Annotated in this window: 15 protein-coding genes and 1 tRNA gene; 8 read left to right on the forward strand and 8 right to left on the reverse strand. The window is 59.7% G+C overall.

Going from position 1 to position 15482, the window contains the following annotated elements; translation table 11 throughout:
• Window positions 1–76: 76 nt before the first annotated feature.
• The gene (locus tag HNQ72_RS20995) at window positions 77–1051 is read left to right on the forward strand and encodes a YihY/virulence factor BrkB family protein (RefSeq protein WP_183994965.1); all 975 of its coding nucleotides are present in this window, start codon (window positions 77–79) and stop codon (window positions 1049–1051) included.
• On the opposite strand, the gene gluQRS is transcribed toward HNQ72_RS20995, so the two are convergent.
• On the reverse strand, window positions 980–1861 hold the full coding sequence (gluQRS, locus tag HNQ72_RS21000) for a tRNA glutamyl-Q(34) synthetase GluQRS (RefSeq protein ID WP_183994967.1): 882 nt from the start codon (window positions 1859–1861) through the stop codon (window positions 980–982). The genes HNQ72_RS20995 and gluQRS overlap by 72 nt on opposite strands.
• Before the next feature lie 181 nt (window positions 1862–2042).
• Here gluQRS and HNQ72_RS21005 point away from each other — a divergent pair, with 181 nt between their 5' ends.
• Both HNQ72_RS21005 and HNQ72_RS21010 read left to right on the forward strand, forming a co-directional pair.
• A complete protein-coding gene (locus HNQ72_RS21005) occupies window positions 2043–2699 on the forward strand; it encodes a DNA-3-methyladenine glycosylase family protein (protein WP_183994969.1) in 657 nt (218 codons plus the stop codon).
• Window positions 2700–2798: 99 nt separating this feature from the next.
• Window positions 2799–3356, forward strand: a complete 558-nt coding sequence (locus HNQ72_RS21010) for an HNH endonuclease (RefSeq protein WP_148148246.1) — start codon at window positions 2799–2801, stop codon at window positions 3354–3356.
• Window positions 3357–3389: 33 nt separating this feature from the next.
• Here the strand turns inward: HNQ72_RS21010 and HNQ72_RS21015 are convergent, their stop codons facing one another.
• The 4 genes from HNQ72_RS21015 to HNQ72_RS21030 form a co-directional block, all read right to left on the reverse strand.
• The gene (locus HNQ72_RS21015) at window positions 3390–3929 is read right to left on the reverse strand and encodes a disulfide bond formation protein B (RefSeq protein ID WP_373289455.1); all 540 of its coding nucleotides are present in this window, start codon (window positions 3927–3929) and stop codon (window positions 3390–3392) included.
• A 224-nt stretch (window positions 3930–4153) separates the two neighbouring features.
• Window positions 4154–4495 (reverse strand): hypothetical protein, encoded by a 342-nt coding sequence (locus HNQ72_RS21020; RefSeq protein ID WP_244654440.1) that lies wholly within the window; start codon window positions 4493–4495, stop codon window positions 4154–4156.
• 123 nt (window positions 4496–4618) lie between these two features.
• A complete protein-coding gene (locus HNQ72_RS21025) occupies window positions 4619–4900 on the reverse strand; it encodes a hypothetical protein (RefSeq protein ID WP_183994973.1) in 282 nt (93 codons plus the stop codon).
• 185 nt (window positions 4901–5085) lie between these two features.
• Window positions 5086–5170 (reverse strand) — tRNA-Leu (locus HNQ72_RS21030).
• A gap of 231 nt (window positions 5171–5401) precedes the next feature.
• On the opposite strand from HNQ72_RS21030, the gene HNQ72_RS21035 reads away from it, so the two are divergent.
• The gene (locus HNQ72_RS21035) at window positions 5402–6157 is read left to right on the forward strand and encodes a hypothetical protein (protein ID WP_183994975.1); all 756 of its coding nucleotides are present in this window, start codon (window positions 5402–5404) and stop codon (window positions 6155–6157) included.
• A gap of 72 nt (window positions 6158–6229) precedes the next feature.
• On the opposite strand, the gene HNQ72_RS21040 is transcribed toward HNQ72_RS21035, so the two are convergent.
• The 3 genes from HNQ72_RS21040 to secA all read right to left on the reverse strand — a co-directional run bounded on the left by HNQ72_RS21040 (window position 6230) and on the right by secA (window position 11784).
• Complete coding sequence (locus tag HNQ72_RS21040) at window positions 6230–7495, reverse strand: GNAT family N-acetyltransferase (protein WP_183994977.1); 1266 nt, start codon at window positions 7493–7495, stop codon at window positions 6230–6232.
• Between the two features lie 2 nt (window positions 7496–7497).
• A complete protein-coding gene (locus HNQ72_RS21045) occupies window positions 7498–8907 on the reverse strand; it encodes a lipopolysaccharide biosynthesis protein (RefSeq protein WP_183995062.1) in 1410 nt (469 codons plus the stop codon).
• Window positions 8908–9072: 165 nt separating this feature from the next.
• Entirely contained in the window at window positions 9073–11784 is a 2712-nt protein-coding gene (secA, locus tag HNQ72_RS21050) for a preprotein translocase subunit SecA (protein WP_183994979.1), read from the reverse strand.
• Between the two features lie 242 nt (window positions 11785–12026).
• Here secA and HNQ72_RS21055 point away from each other — a divergent pair, with 242 nt between their 5' ends.
• The 4 genes from HNQ72_RS21055 (at window position 12027) to mutT (ending at window position 15429) form a co-directional block, all read left to right on the forward strand.
• A complete protein-coding gene (locus HNQ72_RS21055; protein WP_183994981.1) occupies window positions 12027–12923 on the forward strand; it encodes a peptidylprolyl isomerase in 897 nt (298 codons plus the stop codon).
• 78 nt (window positions 12924–13001) lie between these two features.
• Window positions 13002–14243 (forward strand): bifunctional glutamate N-acetyltransferase/amino-acid acetyltransferase ArgJ, encoded by a 1242-nt coding sequence (argJ, locus tag HNQ72_RS21060; RefSeq protein ID WP_183994983.1) that lies wholly within the window; start codon window positions 13002–13004, stop codon window positions 14241–14243.
• An 8-nt stretch (window positions 14244–14251) separates the two neighbouring features.
• On the forward strand, window positions 14252–15022 hold the full coding sequence (locus tag HNQ72_RS21065; RefSeq protein ID WP_183994985.1) for a GNAT family N-acetyltransferase: 771 nt from the start codon (window positions 14252–14254) through the stop codon (window positions 15020–15022).
• Entirely contained in the window at window positions 15019–15429 is a 411-nt protein-coding gene (gene mutT, locus HNQ72_RS21070) for an 8-oxo-dGTP diphosphatase MutT (RefSeq protein ID WP_183994987.1), read from the forward strand. The genes HNQ72_RS21065 and mutT overlap by 4 nt, the downstream gene beginning before the upstream one ends.
• The last annotated feature ends 53 nt before the right edge of the window (window positions 15430–15482 follow it).

Here is a 15482-nt window from a genome sequence, read left to right on the forward strand (position 1 = left end):
ATTCTTCCTCGGCACTCACCTGTACAAGTGAGAATGTTCCTCCCATATTTCGCCTTAAGTCACAACGGAGCAGACCTTGCAGGAAGAAATACGCCGGCCGCGATGGCACCGATTGGCCTTCAAGGTCCTGTGGGATGCCTATTGGCATTTCACGGAGGATGACGGCTGGGCCATGGCCAGTCATGTGGCGCTTTCCGGGCTCCTGGCGCTGTTCCCGTTCCTGATCTTCGGCACTGCACTTGCCGGTTTTCTCGGCGCCGGCGGATTTTCAGAAACGGCGATCCACCTGATGTTCGATGCCTGGCCGGCGGATATCGCTAATCCGATCGCGTCGGAAATCCAGCGGGTAATCGACATGCCGCGCGGCGGGCTTCTGACGGTTTCCGTGCTTGCGGCCGCCTACTTCGCCTCCAACGGCGTTGAGGCCCTGCGCATCTCGCTCAATCGTGCTTATCGGGTGACCGAAACGCGGGCATGGTATGTGACGCGCCTTGCCAGCCTCGGTTACGTCATCGTCGCGGTGATCATCTTTGCGGTGATCAGCATCGTGCTTCTGGCGGTGCCGGTGGCGCAACGCTTTGCCGAGACGAAATTCCCCTGGCTGATGAGCGACCTCAATGCGCTCGCCAATTGGGGCCTCGTCGGCACCGGCCTGCTTCTGATGCTTGGCCTGCTCTTTTCCCACAAATGGCTGCCGGCTGGGGACCGGCGGATCATCGATGTGCTTCCGGGCGTGGTACTGACCATCGTCATCTGGACGATCTTCGGTTTCGGTTTCGCCTATTACCTGTCGAGTTTTGCCAATTACGCGGCCACCTATGCAGGCCTTGCCTCGATCATGATCGTGCTCGTCTTTCTCTACATGGTCGGCGTGATCTTCATGCTGGGTGCCGAACTCAATGCGGCGATCCTGAAATACAAGGTCTATTCGGTAGTCAATCAGGTCAACAAGAAGCGCAAGGCAAAGCGCGCCGGCCGCTCAGAGCCCGACGAGGCGGCGAATGTCGCCGGGCAGGAGGCCCTCGTCACGAAGAACCGCAATTCCGGTTGAGCCTTCGCTTTTCGACAGTTTTCGCCCGTCGCTGCCGACAACCAGCCGATGGTGATGATAGACCGGCTCGGGCAGGCCAAGCAGTTCCTGCAGCAACCGGTGGATGGCGGTTGCTGTATAGAGATCTTCACCCCGCACCACATGGGTAATTCCCTGTAACGCATCGTCGACCACGACCGACAGATGATAGCTCGACGGCGCATCCGAGCGCGACAGGATCACATCGCCCCAGATCGTCGGATCAGCCGGGATTGTCTCGGGGTGGCCGCTGCCGGTTTCCTGCCATGAAAGCTGCTTGCCGACCAGAGCCATCGCCTTCATCACATCCATTCGCCACGCGTGTTTGATCCCCTTGGCGATAAGGTGCGTCCGTTCCGCCTCGTTGCGCAGCCTGTCGTCATCCGGATAAAGCGGCGAGCCATCGGGATCACGCGGCCAGTTTTTTCCACCTGCTTCATATGCCGTAACGCGGGCTTTCACCTCGCCGCGGGTAAGAAAGGCGGGATAGACGATGCCCATGCCCCGTAACCTGTCGAGCGCGTCCCGGTAGGCATCGAAATGCTCTGACTGGCGGCGCACCGGCATTTCCCAGTCGAAACCGAGCCAGGCGAGATCGCGATAGATCATCTCCTCGAATTCGGCTGTACAGCGCGTCAGGTCGATGTCTTCGATGCGCAGCAGACACCGCCCGCCACTCGCCTTCGCCATGTCGTGGTTCAAAAATGCCGAAAGCGCATGGCCAAGATGGAGAAAACCATTCGGGCTGGGGGCGAAACGATAAACGGGACGATCTGAAGTCTTCGAAGGCATGAATCCGTGCTTGCGTTTGGACCCCCGGGGCAAGCCCGAGGATGACGGAAGAGAAGTCTGCAGATAGAAGCCTAAAGAGACATTTCAGCAAGCTCCCTGTGCCGCTTTTTGTCGAGCGCGTTCCTGAAGCTCGTCATCCTCGGGCTTGACCAGAGGATCCAAAGACAGCCAAGAAAACCCCATGGGCGAAAACCACTTCAGCATCATCCGTAACGACGCCGATATCGAAGCCGGGCTCAACCAGCTCCTGCAACTCGACCCTCGCCTTGTCCCGATTGCCGAGATCGCCGGCCCGCTGCCGCTCAGGCTTGCTGCGCCCGGCTTTGCCGGTCTCGCCTCGATCATCGTCTCGCAGATGGTGTCGCGGGCAAGTGCGGATGCGATCTGGCGGCGGATCGAGGCGGTGGGGCCGGTCACGGCGCAAGCCTATGCCGCGCTTGATCCCGAGATTATTGCCACTTTCGGCCTTTCGCGCGCCAAGGCCTCGACCCTGCGGAAGCTTTCCGAAGCTGTGCTCACCGGTGCGATCGATCTGGATGCGATCTGCGTGATCGAGGGTGAGGTGGCGCTTCGGCAGCTTGTGCTTCTCCCCGGCATCGGGCCTTGGACGGCGGAAGTCTATCTGATGTTCTGCGCCGGCCATGCGGATGTCTTTCCCGGCGGCGACGTGGCGCTGCAGACATCCGTGGCTCGTGCCTTCGCAATGGAGCAGCGGCCGGCGGCAAAAGAACTCGCCGAAATCGCCCGGTCATGGGCGCCTTACCGGTCAATCGCGGCCAGACTTTTCTGGGCCTATTACGCTGCGACGATGCGTCGCGAGGCTTTGCCCATCGTATAAATGCGGGGAAGTATCCCGCTGCATTTATAGGGCTTCACAATCCTGTAACAACGGACCTAATATAGAGGAGATAGATGCCGAATCGGGTAGGAGCGTCACTTGACGATTGCAGTCTCCCCGCAGGCCTTGCCGGCGCTCGTCTTGAACGCTGACTACCGGCCGCTGAGTTACTATCCCTTGTCGTTGTGGTCCTGGCAGGACGCGATCAAGGCGGTCTTCCTTGACCGTGTGAACATCATCGCCGAATACGACCATTCGGTCTGCTCGCCCAGCTTTTCGATGAAGCTGCCGAGCGTCGTCAGCCTCAAGACCTACGTGCAGCCGACCCGAAACCCGGCCTTTACCCGGTTCAACGTCTTCCTGCGCGACAAGTTCGAATGCCAGTATTGCGGCGCGGATGACGAACTGACCTTCGATCACGTCATTCCCCGTGCCCATGGTGGCGAGACGACCTGGGAGAATGTCGTGGCGGCCTGTTCCCCTTGCAATCTGCGCAAGGGCAGCAAATTGCCCAAACAGGCCGGCATGATCCCGCACCAGAAACCCTATGCACCGAGCGTGCAGGATCTTCATAACAACGGCCGGCTCTTCCCACCGAACTATCTTCATGAAAGCTGGATGGACTATCTCTACTGGGATACTGAGCTGCAGCCCTGATTACACCAGTCGATCTGATCGCACGAAGGCCGCTTAAGCGGCCTTTTTTGCGCCGATGAAGGCAACGGCTGCGAGGAAAATACTGGCGACGACATTCCAGCCGGCAAAAGACAGGCCGAGCACGCGAAGGGCAGCGTCGGCGCAGGACGGGCCGTGGACCGTGTTCAGGTCGCCGAGCAGATTGCCGGCATTGGTGGTGACGGCCGTGCTGCCGCCGCAGGCGGTGGGACCGGGCCAGAAGCCCCATTCGACGCCAGAGTGATAGACGCCCATGCCGGCACCGACCAGCATCATGATGCCGATGACGATCAGAAGCGAACGGGTGATCCAGGAGGGCAGGCCGAAAGCTGCCGAACCGACCGCAAGAATGCCGATCGGAATGCCGAAATAGTAAGGGTCTCGCTCAAGCAGGCAGAGGGCGCAGGGAATGTAGCCGCCGATATGCTCGAAGCCCAGAGCGCTGCCGACCGTTGCGGCCATGGCAAGGGTAAGGAAGCCGGCATAAGCTACTCCCGTGCTGAACCTTGTGGTGGAACCTGCCAGCGCCATGCGCATCTCCTTCATAATCGCCATCGAACTCTGTCGTTCGATATTGTGCCGATTGGGCCAAATTGGGCCGAAGCTGTAGAGCACAATCCGCCAGTCTGTAAACGGGTGGACATGTCAGCGTAACACTCTGCCTTCGGCAAATTGTCGTGATCGACCTTCTCGTCTTTCGGAACGCTAGCGGGGGACGCAAGAACTGCAAGGCTCGCTATGGCCGCGCGTCATCGTGTCAGCGGCCCGGACACATGTGTTTAGATTTTTACCACTTCGTCTCGCCAGAACACGATCACATATCCTCCCGTCGGCGCCGCGCCTGTCGCCCAGTTCTTGAGTTGCGACATATACGGCTCATGACGCCATAGGTCGGTTCGATCCGGATCAGCAAGGATGGTGATCTGTCGTCCCTGTCCATAGACCATCATGTGGGATTTCAACGGATCCCACTCGTCGCCCAGACCGTCGTCGAGCATCCAGCGGCAAAGGAAATCACGACAGAGTTTCGGGCGATCCAAATAGATGGAGCAGCCCCGCCCGGCAATGCAGTGCCTGCACCATTCGTCTGCAGGCTTGTCGAGGTCATCGATATCGGGCAATCGGCAACAGAGCGTGCAACCATCGCATGAACGGCTGTCGAGAGGCGCCAGGGCAGGGGGCAGGTTCAAATCTCTTGGGCCTGATTGTTCAGCCGGAGCGGTTCAGTCGTCGCCGGCATGTGCTCAGTGTCTTTGGATACGTTCATGCAGAGCATCTGCAAGAGCCTGAAGAAACTCCTTACGTCGTGCGTCGGAAGCCTTTTCCGCTCCCAATTCGACCGGCTCGCGGATCTTTTGCATGAACCCGAGATGATTGAAACTATCGGCAGCCACGTTCACTTCGACCTCATCCATGAAATGTTTCAGAAAAGGCGCCAAGGCGAGGTTGGTGTCTTTCTGATATTGGACAGCCATTTGCTGAGCAAGAGTGCACATCTGGACGTAGGGGCCGAATTCGGCGCTCATCTAGTTCTTCTCCATCTTTCCTCGATGCCAAGTCATTTAGGAAAAATTACGTGCATCGCAACGGGGAGCTTGAAGATGCATGCCGGATATTGTCTCTCGGCCAGTCGTTTTACCGCAAATACGGGAAAATATCTGCACGGCTTTAATCGGGCAGCTGACATTTTATATGTCTATTTCGGATAATATGGTGCCCCGTGCCGGAATCGAACCAGCACTCCTCTCGGAACCTGATTTTGAGTCAGGCGCGTCTACCAATTCCGCCAACGGGGCACAGTAGATGTGGAACGCGCTTACCATGCGCGGCCACGAAGATGCAAGGCGCAAGTTCTTCAAATGTGATCCGCAACGATCCGCGTCCCGGAAGAACGCGAGGCGCGAAGCGGCGTCGTCATAAACCGTTAATATTCGCGAGTCTTATATTAGAATAATCTGAAACTAATACTGGCGATTGGAATTCGAATCCGTGGGTTCTGCAGGCAGACCCTCAAGGAGGAGAGTGTCATGAAAAAACTATTTGTTTCGGCATTGATGTCCACATGCATCACGGCGGCCGGGCTGACGCCGGTCTATGCTCAGGGATTATCCATCGGGGGTGATCGGGGCGTCAGCGCCAGCGTTGGCAGAAGCAGCAGTGGCGGGCTCGGTGTAGGGGCGTCGGTGGGAGGGCGTGACGGCGTCAATGCCGGAGCCAGCGTCGGCGGCAGCTCCGGCGGTGTCGGTGCCGGGGCATCCGTTGGTGGTCGCAATGGTGCGAATGCCGGCGTGGGTGTTGGGCGAAATTCCAGCGTGGCGAGCGCCAATGCCTCGGTCGGAGGAAGCCGTGGTGTAAATGCCGGTGCAAACGTCAACGGTTCACGTGGGCTGAATGCCGGTGTTGCCGCATCCGTGGGAGGCAGCGACGGGGTGAATGCGCGGGTCGGCGCCAGCACCTCGAACGGCATCAATGCCAGAACGACCGCATCGATCGGCGGTACAGGCGGAATCGGCGCGACTGTCGGGCTCGGTGTCGGAGGCACAACTGGCGTCGGCGTGGATGTGGGAGTAGGGATCGGAGGCGGCACGCCCGGAACAGGGCCGGGGACGGGTGGTGGTGGTGCCGGAGGCGGATTGACCGGTCCTCAGCGGGCTGCCTTCAACGCCATGTCGCCGAGCGAAAGGCAGAAGCTGTTGAAGCGGTGCGTGGATGTCTCGGCCGGCGATTATGATCCGGCGCTCGTCCAGCTCTGCCGCATGTTGCGCATGACCGCGTCGCGTTAGCGGCCACGGTTCCTCGGGGCTGGCTGACACGCCGGCCCCTTGAGTGTGTTGCATCGCCCGCGCGGTTTCTCGTCACGTATCACGGCCGGCCAGATTCATGATCTTTTCGCGCAGGATACGGGCTATATTGCGGGTGTTTCGATAGAGATGAAGCTGGGTTGCAACCTGGCGGACATCACGGTCGCTATTGGGTGTCAGGCCGATGATGAGGCTTCCCATCTCATCGCGTTGTTCCCACATGCGGCTCATGATCGGATGATCGGGCACGGCGCAGCTGTCGGTGCGCAGGATGTTGGCATCGTCCAGATGCCACTCCGTCAGCTTCATGATCAGCAGCTTGCCAGGCGAATGGCGGCCCAAACTCTCGTCATAGGCGGTTTTCCACGTATAGGCCTCGCCGGCCATGATGAAAACGATGATCGAGGCGATCGCGCGGCCATCGAGATCGACCGTGTGAATGCGCACCGCGTCGATTTCGGCGAGGTTGGTTATCGCTTCGCGGGCGAAGGCGGCACGATAACGGTCGTTGATCAGCGCTGACCGCTTTTTGCCCTTCCAGCCTTTCGCTTCCAGGGCAAGGAATTCCTCCATTCGCAGGCGGACCTCTTCCGGCTGGCGGGCAACGCTGTAGGTCAGGGTGCCAAGCTTTTCCAGATTGCGCCATTGGCGGCGCATCTCGCGATAATGATGGGCCGATACGGATTGCTTCAGGTAGCTCTCACCATCGAGATAGCTTTCCAGCATCGGGCGCCGGAACGTGTCGGTCGTGGCGACTGAAAGATCGCGGGCAATAGCGACGGCCTTCGCCAGTTGAGCGAAGCGACCGTTGAGGCGAATATCCGGCAGAACCAGAACCGATGGCAGTTTGGTCCGGGGCTGGGTCAGAACTTCAAACAGGTTGTCGATCGTCTCGGCGGCATCCTCTGTGTCTAGCAGCGGAGTTCCAAGCGGCCCAAAGGGATTGGCCCAGGTACGGATGATCGGAGCGCCGACCGAAAAGCCCGGCCGCTCGACGGTAAAGGGCATCAGCAGGCGCAGGCGCGAGCGCATGCCGTTGTCATCGCGGATCAGCGCGAAACGCACCTGCTTGTCTTCCACGCGCGGCATGGCAGGAGCCAGAAGGCGGGCAGAGAAAAAGATGTTGGGTTCCATCGCCCGATGCGACAGGAACTCCAGCTCTTCCTGCAGCTCATAGCCGAGAGTTGCGGGATAGAGCGAGAATTCGCGTCCGGCCCGGCCGACAGGCAGGTTGAGATCAGCTTCGGGCAATTCCTGCCTATCCTGTCCCAGGGCAGCTTGCTCCTTCGCATTTTCGATGCCCGGTGGTGGGAATTGCATGGTCAATTCGCTCCCAAACCGGCAAGAGGTTTGCGTGCGAAAGCAAATAGCGTGATGCCGAGTGTGCGGCGGACTGTCAGATGAAGCAGCAGGGATTCGATCATAATTGCAGTAGCAGCCGCAACGGCTGCTCCAGTCAAGCCGAATAGCGGGATCATCACAGAATACAGGATTACAGCAGCGATCAGTGTTGCAGCATAAACTCCAACGCAGAGTTTCTGGTGTCCGGCCATAGTGAGCAGGACTTCCGCCGGGCCGACGGATGCCTTGGCCAGGATGCCGGCAAAAAGGATGGCCATCAGCCCGTAGCCGTCGGTAAAGTTCGGGCCGAAGAGGGACAGAAGCAGCTCGCCGGCGGCAAGGGCGCAAAGGCCGATGATGAGCGACGGCCAGAAGGTCCAGCGTGTCGACTGGGCTGCGAAATCGGCAAGCGCATCATGGTCTGCAGCGGCAATGATGGCGGAGAAACGTGGGGCGGCTGCAGCCTTGACCGAGAAATAGACGAATTGCACCAGCACGATCGTTTTTGCTGCGGCGAAATAGATGCCGACCTGATCGGGCGGGAGATAAAGGCCGACCACGACCACGTCGGCATTGGTCAGCAGAAAACTGATGCCGTCAACGAGAAAGAGCGGTAGCGAATATCTCATCCAGGTGCCTAGCTGATACCGGCGCGGCGCCTCGCTCCTCTCCTTGCGGATCAGCGCGGCGAGCTGCACGAGATGGGCAAGCGTGGTGACGTAGGTCGCGGCGAGTGCCGCTCCCATTGCTGTCGTCGCATCATGCGGTGCGTCGATGAATTCCGCAGTCGCCATGAAGACGAGGATGAGGATCGGTCTCAGGATGAAAGTCGGCGCCAGTGCCGAAACGGTCCAGCCGCGCGCCCTTGCCATGCCGTCGAGAATGTCGCCGAGCGCGATCATCGGGATGATGAAAAGCGCAATACCGATCGGAACGAGATAATAGGAGGCGATATCGTTGCCGAATACGGCCAAGAAGGCGAAGCCCAGTGTGCCGACCAGCGTTGCCGTCAGAAATGCAACAAGGCAGGATGCCACGTTCAGCCCGCGCGACATCGCGGTTTCGCCGCTTGCAAGATGCTGATGGTAGAAGCGGATGATCGAGGTGTGGAAGCCGAGGCAGGAGAGATTGCCGGTCAGGATCACGATTACCCAGACGAAGGCGTAGAGACCGTATTCGAATTCCCCCATCAGCCTTGCAAGAGCGATCTGGGAGAGAAAGGCGATTGCGGCCGAGGCGATGCGGATGGCGAAAGCCGTCAGAGCCTGCCGCTGGGCCTTCGCCGTTTCGCTCTTGTCCGTCAGTACGATGCCGATTTTTGCGATCAGCGGTACGATCCGGGCGCGCAGGCCCGGCGGAAGCAGTTTTTCCGCTGTTTCGATAACCGCCATGAAGGGCAAGGGATACTCGTTCCGCCGCACAAATACTGATGAAAAAGCATGGCAGGTCGCGGTTAAGAAACGGTTGGCAGCGACGATAGACTGATGGATGCCGTTGGCCTCAAAAGCAAAACGCCGCCCGTTGGGCGGCGTTTGTATCAGCTATTTCCAGATGCCTCAGGCCTGTTCGAAGGCGCCGTGGCAATGCTTGTATTTCTTGCCGGAACCGCATGGGCAGGCCTCGTTGCGGCCGATCTTGCCCCAGGTCGACTGATCTTCCGGATGGCGATCCTCGGGGGCGGCAATGAAGTCTTCATCGTCGCGGCCGGTAATCTGGTTTTCACCGGTCATCGGGTCGAGGTGATGTTCCTCATAGGTCTGTGGCGGAACCGGAGGCTCCGGGTTCTGCATCAGCTCGACGCGCATCATCTGGGCGGTAACCGCTTCGCGAAGGTTGGCCAGCAGCGCCTGGAAGAGTTCAAAGGCTTCTGCCTTGTATTCCTGCAGCGGGTCACGCTGGGCATAACCGCGGAAGCCGATGACGGAGCGCAGGTGGTCGAGATTGACGATATGCTCGCGCCACAGGTGATCGAGCGTCTGCAGTACGATCGAGCGCTCGACGTAATTCATCACCTCGTTGCCGAAGCGTTCGCGGCGATCCTTGGCAGCAGCGTCGGCTGCCTCGGTAATGCGCTCGCGGATATCGTCTTCGCCGATGCCTTCTTCCTTGACCCAGTCCTCGATCGGAAGTTCGAGGTTGAGCAGGCGCTGGACATCCTGGTGCAGGCCGGGCGCGTCCCACTGTTCGGCATAGGCGCGTTCCGGGATATGCTTGGCGACAATGACCTCGATGACTTCGTTGCGCATGTCTTCGATTGTCTCGGAAACATCTTCCGAATCCATCATTTCAATACGCTGTTCGAAGATCACCTTGCGCTGGTCGTTGGTGACGTCGTCGTATTTCAAAAGGTTCTTGCGGATGTCAAAGTTACGGGCTTCGACCTTCTTCTGGGCGCGTTCCACGGCCTTGTTGATCCATGGATGGACGATCGCCTCGCCTTCCTTGAGGCCCAGCTTCTGCAGCATGCCGTCCATGCGGTCGGAGCCGAAGATGCGCATCAGGTCGTCCTGAAGCGACAGGAAGAACTTGGAGCGGCCGGGGTCACCCTGACGGCCGGAACGGCCGCGCAGCTGGTTGTCGATACGGCGGCTTTCGTGGCGCTCGGTAGCGATGACGTAGAGACCGCCGGCTTCGAGTGCCTTGACCTTGAGTTCCTTGATCTCGGCGCGGATTGCCGCTTCCTTGGCATTGCGCTCGGCTTCGTCCTCAATGCCTTCGAGCTCGCGCTCAAGACGCATGTCGACGTTGCCGCCGAGCTGGATGTCGGTACCGCGGCCGGCCATGTTGGTGGCGATCGTGACGGCGCCCGGCACACCGGCCTGGGAAACGATATAGGCTTCCTGCTCGTGGTAACGGGCGTTCAGAACGTTGAACTTGTCGAAGCCAGACTGGCGCAGCATGGTGGCCAGAAGCTCGGACTTTTCGATCGAGGTCGTGCCGACGAGAACCGGCTGGTTGCGATCGTGGGCGGCCTTGATCTCGACGATGATCGCCTTGAACTTTTCTTCGAAGGTCCGGTAGACCTCGTCGTCCTCGTCAACACGGGCGATCGGCAGGTTGGTCGGAACTTCGATGACTTCGAGCTTGTAGATGTTGCCGAATTCTTCCGCTTCGGTCTGCGCCGTACCGGTCATGCCGGCGAGCTTTGAATACATGCGGAAGTAATTCTGGAAGGTGATCGAGGAGAGCGTCTGGTTCTCCGGCTGGATCTGAACCTTCTCCTTGGCTTCCAGTGCCTGGTGCTGGCCTTCCGAATAACGGCGGCCCGGCATCATGCGGCCGGTGAATTCGTCGATGATGACGATTTCGTCGTTGCGGACGATATAGTCCTTGTCGCGGGTGAAAAGCTTGTGGGCCTTCAGCGCGTTGTTGATGTGGTGGACGATCGCGACGTTTTCGACGTCGTAGAGCGATTCACCCTTCAGGAGGCCTGCCTGGCGCAGCAGGTTTTCCAGCTTCTCGGTACCGACTTCGGAGAAGTTGGCGGAACGCTGCTTCTCGTCGATCTCGTAGTCTTCTTCCGACAGAAGCGGGATGTAGGTGTCGATCGTCGTGTAGAGATCCGAACGATCGTCCAGCGGGCCGGAAATGATCAGCGGCGTACGGGCCTCATCGACGAGGATCGAATCCACTTCGTCGACGATCGCATAATTGTGGCCGCGCTGAACCATCTGGCCGCGCTCGTATTTCATGTTGTCGCGCAGGTAATCGAAGCCGAGTTCGTTATTCGTCGCGTAGGTGATGTCGCAGGCATAGGCCGCGCGGCGCTGCTCGTCGTCCAGGCCGTGGACGATGACTCCGGTCGAAAGGCCGAGGAAGCTGTAGAGGCGGCTCATGATGCCGGCGTCGCGCTGGGCGAGGTAGTCGTTGACGGTAACGACATGGACGCCCTTGCCCGACAGGGCGTTGAGATAAACCGGCAGGGTGCCGACCAGCGTCTTGCCTTCACCGGTCTTCATTTCGGCGATCGCGCCGTCATGCAGGATCATGCCGCCGGTCAGCTGAACGTCGAAGGGACGCATGCCGAGCACGCGTCGGGAAGCCTCGCGCGCCACGGCAAAGGCCGGGATCATGATGTCTTCGAGCGTCTTGCCGTCGGCCAGCATCTGGCGAAACTCAACCGTCTTGTGGGCCAGTTGTTCGTCGGTCAGCGCCTTGGTCGCTTCCTCGATGGCATTGATCTTGGCAAGGGTCGGCTTGTAGCCGCGAACGCGGCGCTCGTTGGCCGAACCGAACAGTTTGCGGGCGATGCCGCCGAAGCTGACCATGCGAATGGTCCTTTCTGATCTCAGTGCCATGGGATTGCAGGTCGGAAGAGGTTGGTTCCATGCCGGCAAATTGTCCCGTAACGCCCGGAAACTCTTCTGGACGCCAAGTTGCGTGACAGATAAGAGGGGGTCCGAATTATGTCAACGGTTGCGGCCGATACACTATGGCCACATTCCGGTGTTTGTGAAGGATTCAGGCCGGATCCAAACCCTGAGACCGGCATCCATGCGAAAGGTAACTTATGTTGCGTCACAAACTTCTCGTAACGGCGGCAATCGCCGCTGCGATCTCGTTCCAGGCTCCTGCCTTCGCGCAGGAAGACAAGGTCGTTGCCAAGGTCGGCACGCTCGAGATCACCCAGTCGGAACTTGATCTTGCGGTTCAGAACCTCGACCCGCAGCTGGCCCAGCTGCCGGACGAGCAGAAGAAGGTCGCAGCCCTTTCCGGTGCGATCGACGTCAAGCTGCTTGCCAGCGGCGCGCTTGCCGAAGGCGTCGACAAGACCGACGACTTCAAGAAGCGCATGTCCTATATCGGCGACCGCGAACTGCATAACGCCTTTTTCCGCAAGCATGTCGTCGAAGCAACGACCGATGAAGAGGTCAAGGCTCGCTACGACAAGGAAATCGCTGCTCTTCCGAAGCAGGAAGAAGTGAAGGCTGCCCATATCCTGGTCAAGACCGAGGATGAAGCAAAGGCGATCATCGCCAAGCTCGACAAGGGTGAGGATTTCGCCAAGCTGGCCAAGGAAAACTCGCAGGACAGCAACAAGGATGACGGCGGCGATCTCGGTTGGTTCGGTCCGGGCCGCATGGTTCCTGAATTCGAAGAGGCCGCTTTCGGTCTCGAAAAGGGCGCCTATACCAAGGCCCCGGTCAAGACCCAGTTCGGCTTCCACATCATCAAGGTCGAAGACAAGCGCGATGCACCGCCGCCGGCTTTCGACCAGGTCAAGGACCAGGTGAAGCAGCTCGTCATGCGCGACAAGTATGTTGCCATCCTTGAAAAGGCCAAGGCTGAGCAGAAGGTCGAGATCACCGACGAAGCCCTGAAGAAGGGCTATGAGGAAGTTGGCAAGATGCAGGACGGCGCCGGCGATGCGGCTGCCCCGGAAGCTGCCCCGGCTGCAAAGCCCTGATCCATTGATGACAACGGGGGCATTCGTGCCCCCGTTTTTTCTATCGCTTACTGAAAACTTTTCGCGCAGGTATTGACCATGTCCGCTTCCGTCTCTCCGCTCGCACCGAAATCCTATCCTGAAATGCCCCTGGTCCGCGGTGTGCGGATGGCGACTGCTGCCGCCGGCATCAAGTACAAGGGCCGTACCGACGTGCTCCTGATGGTTTTCGATAAGCCCGCAGCGGTTGCCGGCGTGTTCACCAAGTCCAAATGCCCTTCGGCCCCGGTCGATTTCTGCCGCTCGAACCTCTCTCATGGCGTGGCTCGTGCCGTGGTGGTCAACTCCGGCAATGCGAATGCTTTCACGGGTATCAAGGGTAAGGCTGCGACCGCTCTGACGGCGAAATCTGCATCCGAAGCTGTCGGCTGCGGCGAGAACGAGGTTTATCTCGCGTCTACCGGCGTCATCGGCGAACCGCTCGATGCCACCAAGTTTGCTGGTGTGCTGGGCGACATGAACAAGACCGCTACCGGCGATTTCTGGCAGGAAGCCGCCAAGGCGATCATGACGACGGACACCTATCCAAAGGTCGCGACCCGTACCGCCGAGATCGGCGGCGTGAAGGTGACGATCAACGGCATTGCCAAGGGCGCCGGCATGATCGCGCCCGACATGGCGACAATGCTGTCCTTCGTCGTTACCGATGCCGACATTTCTTCTGCCGCTCTGCAGTCGATGCTGTCGGCCGGTGTCGAGCCGAGCTTCAATTCGATGACCGTCGATAGCGACACGTCGACCTCCGACACGCTGATGCTGTTTGCCACCGGCGCTGCTGCCGCCGACGGCCAGAAGCAGATTACCGATGCCAATGATCCGGCGCTCGCCTCCTTCCGCGAGGCGCTGAACGCGCTCCTGAAGGACCTGGCGATCCAGGTCGCCCGCGATGGCGAAGGCGCCACCAAGATGCTCGAGATCACCGTCACCGGTGCGGAAAGCGATGCGGCCGCCAAGACGATCGCGCTGTCGATCGCCAATTCTCCGCTGGTCAAGACCGCTGCCGCCGGCGAAGACGCCAACTGGGGCCGTATCGTCATGGCCGTCGGCAAGGCCGGCGAGGCTGCCGATCGCGACAAGCTGGCGATCTGGTTCGGCGACATCCGCGTTGCCGTCAATGGCGAGCGCGATCCGGGTTATTCCGAAGAGGCGGCCTCTGCCGTGATGAAGGGCCAGGACATTCCGGTAAAGGTCGAACTTGGCCTCGGATCTGGCAAGGCGACTGTCTGGACCTGCGATCTGACCAAGGAATATGTCGCCATCAACGGCGATTACCGGAGCTGATGCGGGTGATGGCAGCAGCATCCGTCAAGCCCGATCTGCCGCTGGTCCGCAGGCTGGAAGCCGTCGGGTTTCGTGCATGGCCTGCTGCGTCCGTCGTCTATGACGGAAGCTGGCAGGTGCGGCTGACCGGCGGACATCCGTCGAAACGGGTCAACTGCGTGGTTCCGCTCGATCCATCCGATCATCGGGATCTCGATCTCAGACTCGCAAAGGCTGCCAAGCGTTTTGCGGATTACGGCAGGACGCTTGTGCTGAGGGAAACACCGCTTGCGCCGCCGGTACTGCTTGAACATCTGGCACATAGCGGTTGGGAGGTCTTCGAGACGGCGGACGTCATGACGGTCGACCTTTCCCGGCTGGAGCTTCCCGACACGCTCGATTATCTGCCAAGCCACGATATCGGCCGTTTTGCCGATGCATGCCTTTCGGTAGCCGGTGACGATCCGGCCTTGAAGCCGGCGCTTGCCGAGATACTCAGTGCAATCAAGCCCACATCCGGCTTCTTCATGAAACAGGATCCCGGCAATGGAGCCGTGGCGACGGTGTTGTGCGTGCAGGACAACGATCTGGCCGGCATTCTCTCGCTCGCCGTTGCACCATCCCATCGCCGCGAACGGCTTGGCACAGACATGTTGTCCTCGGCGCTTCGCTGGGCGCGGATCAGCGGTGCGCGCACTGCCTGGCTGCAGGTAGAGTCAACCAACGAAGCTGCCATCGCGCTCTATCAGAGGTTCGGCTTCACCAAGGCCTATTCCTATCGTTACTGGCGGAAATCATGAGCGAACCGAAAAAGCTGCTTCTTGTTTCCGCCTGCGCGCTGATCGATGCCGACGGACGCATCCTGCTTGCGCAGCGGCCGGAGGGAAAATCGCTGGCGGGGCTGTGGGAGTTTCCGGGCGGCAAGGTCGAAGTCGGTGAAACGCCGGAAGAGACGCTGGTGCGGGAGCTCCATGAAGAGCTTGGGATCACGACGAAGGTGGCCTGCCTTGCGCCGCTCACTTTCGCGAGCCACACCTACGAGACCTTTCATCTTCTGATGCCGCTCTATGTCTGCCGCCGCTTCGAGGGCGTTCCGACCGGTCGCGAGGGGCAGCAGATCAAGTGGGTCAGGCCCAACGCGCTTCGCGATTACCCCATGCCGCCGGCAGACGAGCCGCTGATCCCGATGCTTCAGGATCTGCTTTAGAGCTTTTGCCCCGACGAAAACCTGCTCCGGCAGAACGCTCCAATTTCACCAGG

It is taken from the genome of Aliirhizobium wenxiniae (assembly GCF_014201355.1).
In the GTDB taxonomy this organism is placed as follows: domain Bacteria; phylum Pseudomonadota; class Alphaproteobacteria; order Rhizobiales; family Rhizobiaceae; genus Neorhizobium; species Neorhizobium wenxiniae.

Coding starts and splice junctions, on each gene's coding strand:
- HNQ72_RS21035 (WP_183994975.1), top strand. CDS start 5,402: ATGAAAAAACTATTTGTTTCGGCATTGATGTCCACATGCATCACGGCG.
- HNQ72_RS21065 (WP_183994985.1), top strand. CDS start 14,252: ATGGCAGCAGCATCCGTCAAGCCCGATCTGCCGCTGGTCCGCAGGCTG.
- HNQ72_RS21005 (WP_183994969.1), top strand. CDS start 2,043: ATGGGCGAAAACCACTTCAGCATCATCCGTAACGACGCCGATATCGAA.
- gluQRS (WP_183994967.1), bottom strand. CDS start 1,861: ATGCCTTCGAAGACTTCAGATCGTCCCGTTTATCGTTTCGCCCCCAGC.
- argJ (WP_183994983.1), top strand. CDS start 13,002: ATGTCCGCTTCCGTCTCTCCGCTCGCACCGAAATCCTATCCTGAAATG.
- HNQ72_RS21045 (WP_183995062.1), bottom strand. CDS start 8,907: ATGGCGGTTATCGAAACAGCGGAAAAACTGCTTCCGCCGGGCCTGCGC.
- mutT (WP_183994987.1), top strand. CDS start 15,019: ATGAGCGAACCGAAAAAGCTGCTTCTTGTTTCCGCCTGCGCGCTGATC.
- HNQ72_RS21025 (WP_183994973.1), bottom strand. CDS start 4,900: ATGAGCGCCGAATTCGGCCCCTACGTCCAGATGTGCACTCTTGCTCAG.
- HNQ72_RS21040 (WP_183994977.1), bottom strand. CDS start 7,495: ATGCAATTCCCACCACCGGGCATCGAAAATGCGAAGGAGCAAGCTGCC.
- HNQ72_RS21055 (WP_183994981.1), top strand. CDS start 12,027: ATGTTGCGTCACAAACTTCTCGTAACGGCGGCAATCGCCGCTGCGATC.
- secA (WP_183994979.1), bottom strand. CDS start 11,784: ATGGTCAGCTTCGGCGGCATCGCCCGCAAACTGTTCGGTTCGGCCAAC.
- HNQ72_RS21015 (WP_373289455.1), bottom strand. CDS start 3,929: ATGGCGATTATGAAGGAGATGCGCATGGCGCTGGCAGGTTCCACCACA.